Origin of the sequence: Rhizobium ecuadorense, from assembly GCF_001187535.1 — a bacterium.
GTDB lineage: Bacteria > Pseudomonadota > Alphaproteobacteria > Rhizobiales > Rhizobiaceae > Rhizobium > Rhizobium ecuadorense.
In genome coordinates this window covers 1-212 of sequence record NZ_LFIO01000510.1, presented here as the reverse complement: position 1 = coordinate 212, position 212 = coordinate 1, and the positions used below count along the sequence as shown (strand labels likewise).

Annotated in this window: 1 pseudogene; it reads left to right on the top strand. The window is 53.3% G+C overall.

Going from position 1 to position 212, the window contains the following annotated elements:
- Positions 1-212, top strand: a pseudogene (locus AF337_RS40195) (ISL3 family transposase); the annotation flags it as partial.

Below are 212 nucleotides of genomic sequence, written 5' to 3'. Positions count from 1 at the left end.
TCCTTGTAGGAGCCGATGCCTGCGCGCAACCCTTTTCATAAAAGATCGCTTCAAAGACATACAGGCAGTCCGGGCAGCGATCGTCTCATCGTGGTCCAACGGACAAACTGAGGGGCAAATCACCAAGCTCAAGCTGGTAAAGCGCCAGATGTACGGGCGCGGAAAACTTGATCTTCTTCAAGCCCGCCTGATCGGCTCAATTGCACCAAATC